The sequence below is a fragment of the Trebonia sp. genome (assembly GCF_030042015.1).
Classification (GTDB): Bacteria; Actinomycetota; Actinomycetes; order Streptosporangiales; family Streptosporangiaceae; genus Trebonia.
The window spans coordinates 1-5,735 of sequence record NZ_JASIAL010000420.1 but is presented as its reverse complement, the minus strand read 5'-3'; the positions used below and the strand labels follow the sequence as shown (position 1 = coordinate 5,735).

General features: G+C 69.3%; 7 protein-coding genes. 4 read left to right on the top strand and 3 right to left on the bottom strand.

Translation table 11 applies throughout. The features are described from left to right. From Q1N79_RS22620 to Q1N79_RS22610, 3 genes are all read left to right on the top strand, one after another. A partial coding sequence (locus Q1N79_RS22620; protein ID WP_300612158.1) for a hypothetical protein occupies nt 1–528 on the top strand: 528 nt, incomplete at its 5' end. Between the two features lie 105 nt (nt 529–633). Continuing rightward, nucleotides 634–1,476: a fumarylacetoacetate hydrolase family protein gene (locus Q1N79_RS22615; RefSeq protein WP_300612156.1), complete on the top strand. Its 843-nt coding sequence runs from the start codon at nt 634–636 to the stop codon at nt 1,474–1,476. 46 nt (nt 1,477–1,522) lie between these two features. Beyond that, nucleotides 1,523–2,182 (top strand): GntR family transcriptional regulator, encoded by a 660-nt coding sequence (locus Q1N79_RS22610; RefSeq protein WP_300612155.1) that lies wholly within the window; start codon nt 1,523–1,525, stop codon nt 2,180–2,182. Between the two features lie 24 nt (nt 2,183–2,206). Here Q1N79_RS22610 and Q1N79_RS22605 read toward each other — a convergent pair whose 3' ends face one another. Together Q1N79_RS22605 and Q1N79_RS22600 are read right to left on the bottom strand one after the other, a co-directional pair. Then, entirely contained in the window at nt 2,207–3,250 is a 1,044-nt protein-coding gene (locus tag Q1N79_RS22605; protein WP_300612154.1) for a type IV toxin-antitoxin system AbiEi family antitoxin domain-containing protein, read from the bottom strand. Nucleotides 3,251–3,296: 46 nt separating this feature from the next. Next, nucleotides 3,297–3,734: a pyridoxamine 5'-phosphate oxidase family protein gene (locus Q1N79_RS22600; RefSeq protein ID WP_300612152.1), complete on the bottom strand. Its 438-nt coding sequence runs from the start codon at nt 3,732–3,734 to the stop codon at nt 3,297–3,299. 150 nt (nt 3,735–3,884) lie between these two features. On the opposite strand from Q1N79_RS22600, the gene Q1N79_RS22595 reads away from it, so the two are divergent. Further along, nucleotides 3,885–5,111, top strand: a complete 1,227-nt coding sequence (locus Q1N79_RS22595) for an acyl-CoA dehydrogenase family protein (protein ID WP_300612150.1) — start codon at nt 3,885–3,887, stop codon at nt 5,109–5,111. A 398-nt stretch (nt 5,112–5,509) separates the two neighbouring features. On the opposite strand, the gene Q1N79_RS22590 is transcribed toward Q1N79_RS22595, so the two are convergent. Further along, on the bottom strand, nt 5,510–5,735 hold a 226-nt coding region (locus Q1N79_RS22590; RefSeq protein ID WP_300612148.1), incomplete at its 5' end, for a hypothetical protein.

Below are 5,735 nucleotides of genomic sequence, written 5' to 3'. Positions count from 1 at the left end.
CCGAAGCGGCACCTCGCGGCGCGGCGGGCGGTGCTGGTGACGGGGGCAGGCTGCCTCGCCGTCGGTGGCATCGCAGGCACCCTCGTGGCCAGCGGACACGGGACCAGCGGCCACCTCGCCAGCAAAGCGACCCCGGCCTACGCGGTGCGGCAGAACCCCAACGGCACGATCACGCTCGACGTCTACAAGACGTCGGGGATCGCGGCCGCCAACGCCCGGCTGCGCCAGCTCGGCGCCGGCCAGGTGGTCGTGGTGCCGGTCGTGCCGGGCTGCGCGAGCGTCGCCTCGCCGCCGGCCGCGCCGCAGAGCGGACCGATCACAACGCAGGTAGGGCGCAGCGACGACGGCTCCATCACCGTCAACGCGCAGGGCATCCCGGCCGGCGACATCATGGTGGTAGGCGTGGAGTTCAACGCGGACGGCACGGACCTGGGGATAAGCGAGCTGGCCTCCCCTCCGGCGCCCAGCTGCGTGCCCGCGCCCCCGGCGCCGGGCGGCGCGGGGTCGGGGTCGGGGTCGGGCGCCTAGGTCCAGCGTGTCAAGCAACGGCTGAGGCAATCGCCAGTACAGGCAAGCGGGGCGCCGACACCCCCAAGCCCCGCCCCACCTCTGTCCGGGTATTAGAGTCTGCCCATGCGCTTTGCCACGATCCGCACCGGCGCCGGGACGACTGCGGCGCGACTCGAATCCGACACGCTGATCCCGCTGGACGCCGCCGACGTCGGCGCGCTGCTCGCCGCCGGCGACGCCGCGTCTGTCCCCGAGCGGTCCGGCGCCGCGGCCGTGCCCGTGCTCGTCTCAGAAGCGGACTTCGCTCCGCTCGTCGTCAACCCGTCGAAGATCATCTGCGTCGGGCTGAACTACCGGACGCACATCGCCGAAACCGGGCGCGAGCTGCCCGAGTACCCGACGCTGTTCGCCAAGTTCGCCGAGACGCTCATGGGGCCGAACGACGACCTGGCGCTCCCGGCGGTGAGCGAGAAGGTCGACTGGGAGGTCGAGCTCGCGGTCGTCATCGGCACGCCGGTCTACCGGGCGGGCACGGAGGAGGCGCTCGCGGCGATCGCCGGCTACGCGACGAGCAACGACGTGTCGATGCGGGACTGGCAGCGCCGCACCCTGCAGTGGCAGGCGGGCAAGATGTTCGAGCACTCCACGCCGGTCGGCCCGTACCTGGTCACGCCGGACGAGGTGGACCACGCCTCGGACCTGGAGATCCGCTGCGAGGTCGACGGCGAGGTGATGCAGCAGGCCCGCACGTCCGACCTGGTGTTCACGCCCGAGCAGATCGTCGCGTACACCAGCCAGACGATCACGCTGCGGCCCGGCGACCTGCTGCTGACGGGCACCACCGGCGGGGTCGGCGACGCGCGCAAGCCCCCCGTGTACCTCAAGCCAGGCCAGGTGCTGCGCACCTACGTCGAAGGCCTGGGCGAGTGCGTGAACCACTGCGTCGCCGAGAAGCCGGCGTCCTAGCCGGGCGGTGGAGCAACCAGTACAAACCGGCGTACCCTCTGTTGCTGTGAACAAGCAGGAGCGGACGTATACGATCCTCCGGGACCGCATCCACTCCGGCGCGCATCCGCCCGAGGCGCGGCTGAACATCGACGCGCTCGCTCGCGAGCTGGGCGTCAGCGCGATTCCGGTGCGGGAGGCGCTGCGGCGCCTCGAGGCCGAGGGCTGGGTGCGGTTCCAGCCCAACGTCGGCGCGATCGTGGCGCCGGTGGACGCCACCACCTGGGAGCAGGAGATGGTGGCGGTAGCGATTCTGGAAGGCGCGGCCACCGCCGACGCCAGCCGGCACCTTCGTCCCGCGGACCTGGCCAGGCTGCGCAAGCTCGCCGCCGAGATGGGCGAGGTGGCCGAAGCCTGCGATCCCCTCCGGTTCAGCCGGCTGAACCGCAGGCTGCACGAGATGATCGTCGCCCGCTGCGCCAATGCCTACCTGGTGGAGCTGATCGAGCAGACGTACCTGCGCCTGGACCGTATCCGCTCGACGATGTTCGCCTACCTGCCCGACCGCTCCAAGGCTTCCCTCGCCGAGCACGCCCACCTCATCGACCTGCTGGAATCGGGCGACCAGGCCGCGATCGAGCAGTACGCCCGCTGGCACAAGCTGCAGACCGTCGAGGCCTACCGCGCCACCCACGAACCCCCCGCCGACCCCGAGCCAGCGCCCTAAACGGCCCGCCGCCGCCCCCCTCGCTCAACATAGGACCCGAACCGCAGGTTTATTGTCCGTTTTATCCGCATTTCTGTCTGCCGTTCGGGTCCTATCTTGTGGCGGGGCGTCCGGATAGTGAGATAACGGGGCACCGGCGAGGCGCAGTGCCCGGGAGAAGCCCGCGCGGATGCGCGTGGCGATGTCCGCTGGGTCGCTGAAGAGCTCCTGCCAGGTGAAGTGGACGACCTCGTAACCCGCCGCACGCAGCAGCCGGTCCCGCTTGAGCTGCGCGATCGCGTCGGCGCCGCTCGCGTACTTGAGCAGCCCATCAGCTTCGGCGATCGTCCGGTGCTCGTCCCAGCAGAAGTCAGTCCGCGCGATGAAGTGGCCGGAGCGGCCGATGATGTTGACCTGCAGCGCGGGCGGCGGCAGGCTCAGTTCGCGGAAGATGACCCGCGCGCAAGACTCAAGTGCTGACTCGGCGAGCGGGCTGGCGAATTCGACCACCTGCCTGGCCTGCTTGATACCGGGCCACTGCTCGCAGTACGTCAGCACGCGGCGCATCTCGGTCTTCGACGCGTACCGCTTGTACAGTGCCGAGTCGGCGACCACGACGCCTTCCATGAACGTCGCGGTGCGTGCGATGTCGGCCGCCGTCCTGGCCGCGGTGGTAACCAGCAGGCCGTACAGCTTGGTGACGTGCTCTTCGGGGAGGTCCGCAGGATGGCGAACCACGTCGGTCCGGGCGTACGGTCCCTTGCGGGTGCCCGGCGGCACGGTGAACGTCACCGCTGCGTCTGGTGGTCTGCGCAACAGGTCAAGCCCGTGCATCCGCGCTGCCGAGTGGTGGCTTGCCACGCCCTTGCGCGTCCGGGTAGCCAACACCGCGGCCACCTGCAGTGCGTGACCGAGCTGCGGATTTGTCTCGGCCGCGGCCAGGATGCGGGCCGTCGCGTACACGCTATGCCGGATCCGCACAAGTTCGCCGGTTTGGACGAGCCTGGCCAGCCGCGCTCTGGTCACCCCGGCGGCCCGCCAGGTCGCCGTCGTCCCGATATCAATCTTGCTGAAAGCATCGCCCTGCATGCAAAGGGTAACGAAGGCCGGCGCATGCCGGTTCGGTGAACAGGCGTCAGCCGCCGAACGCGGAGCCAGGGGTGCGGCGGCCGGTGACCGAGGTTGGCCGTATCCGGATCCAGGTCGGGACCTCTTCCTCGGGCCTGGCCCATGCGCGCAGGCCGAGGTCGTTCAGCCGCCGGATCTCCTCCTCGGACTCCACCACCTCGGTAAAGCCGCTGATCACGACGCTCCAGCCGGAGTGGGTCCCGACGTCGTAGTCGTCCGCCTCGAAGCCCACCAGGTTCCTGCTGCCGATGCTGGACAGCTTGGACCCGGCGCCGGTGCGGAAGATCACGTTCTGCCCGTCCGCCAGGTAGTTGACCGGCAGTATCACGATCTCGCCGTCCGCGAAGAAACCGACCCGGCCCACCGGGACCGAATCGAGCAGCCGCAGGCAGTCCGCGAACGGCAGTATCTCAAGCCCAGCGTGATCGGTCGGATGTAGCGTCATGGTGTCTCCGTTAAGGGTGGACGGTCAGGTTCCATGGTCCGCCGCCCCGTCGCCTATCGACATGGCCAGAAGTCCCGGATGCTCAGCGTCATCGGCCGGCCCGTCGCGCTGCTTGCAGCCATCCTGGCGACTAGGTTACTGTCTAGTAACATGAGTGAGCAGACACCGGGGTTCTCGCTGGAGCTGAGCGGCGACCTGCGCGAGACGCGGGACTGGGTCCACGAGTTCGCGAAGTCCGTGATCCGGCCCGCCGCCGCCGAGTGGGACGAGCGGGAGCAGGTACCGTGGCCGGTCCTCGAGGAAGCGGCCAAGATCGGGCTGTACTCGCTGGATTTCTACGCGCAGCAGTACTTCGAGCCGTCCGGCCTCGGCATCCCGGTCGCGTTCGAGGAGCTGTTCTGGGGGGACGCGGGAATCGGGCTCTCGCTGGTGGGCAGCTCGCTGGCGGCCGTGTCGGTGGTGTCCAACGGGACAGCCGACCAGATCGGGGAGTGGCTGCCGCAGATGTTCGGCGAGCCGGGGGACGTGAAGCTCGGCGCGTTTTGCTCCTCCGAGCCCGACGCCGGCAGTGACGTGGCGGCGATCCGCACCCGGGCGGTCTACGATGCCGCGGCCGACGAGTGGGTGATCAACGGGGTGAAGACCTGGGCGACGAACGGCGGGATCGCGAACGTGCATGTCGTCGTCGCCTCGGTGGACCCCTCGCTGGGCTCGCGCGGCCAGGCGAGCTTCATCGTGCCGCCGGGGACGCCGGGCCTTTCGATGGGACAGAAGTTCCGCAAGCACGGCGTCCGGGCCTCGCACACCGCGGAGGTCATCCTGGACGGCGTCCGGGTGCCCGGCCGGTGCCTGGTCGGCGGCAAGGACAAGCTCGACGAGCGGCTGGCCCGGATCCGCGAGGGCGGGCGCGGCGGCGAGCAGGCGGCGATGAAGACGTTCGAGGCCTCGCGGCCTTCGGTGGCGGCGATGGCCGTCGGCGTGGCGCGGGCGGCGGCGGAGTTCGCGACGGAGTACGCGCGCACGCGCGTGCAGTTCGGGCGCCCGATCGGGCAGAACCAGGGCGTCGCGTTCCAGCTCGCCGACATGCGGGCGGCGGTGGACGCGGCCCGGCTGCTGACCTGGCGGGCGGCGTGGATGGCACGTCGGGGGCTGCCGTTCGACGCCGCCGAGGGGTCGATGTCGAAGCTCGTGGCGGGAGAGACCGCGGTCCGGGTGACCGAGCAGGCGATCCAGATCCTCGGCGGTAACGGCTACACGCGCGAGTACCCGGTCGAGCGCTGGCACCGGGACGCGAAGATCTTTACGATCTTCGAGGGCACGAGCGAAATTCAGCGAATGCTGATCGGCCGTGCCGTGACTGGATTGGACGTTCGGTAGCGCTGACCTGCTGATATACCCGGCATTGATCCGGAGAGGAGGGCCGTTCCACGGGGGAGCGGGGCGGCCTCTGCTGGTGTGCCGTTTGTCCGGATCATCCCGGTTGTTTCCCGTCGTTTCCGGACCGCCTGCTGAATCGGTGCTGATAACTGAAGGGTATGGTCTAGGCCAATTTCCAAATAGATCTAGACCAATTGGTATAGCTCGGCTGCGTATGGCTTCCTGTGAAGGCTCTAGTGGGCCATTCCGGTGGGTCGGGCGTGCGCTCATGTTTGGCCACTCGCAAGTTCGTTCGATCTGTTCGATGGCGGGGAGATTAGCGTGGAGAGGCTCGAGCAGGGACTGTGCGAGCGCCTGGCCCACGCCTGCGCGAGGCCTTCCCTGACCTGGGCGGCTTCTCACGGGCGAACCTCCCGTACATGCGCGTTCGCTGAGGCATGGCCGCAAGAAGCAAGTGTCCAACCGGCCGTTGGACAAATTCCGTGGGGCCACAACGTCGTGCTGCTGACCAGGCTCAAGGACAACGACAGCAGCGCCGCGCCGAACTCCGCGCCCAGCGCGAGGACCTGAAACGCCAGATCGCCCAGGCCCAGGACACCCGGAACCCGGCTCTGCTCGACCATC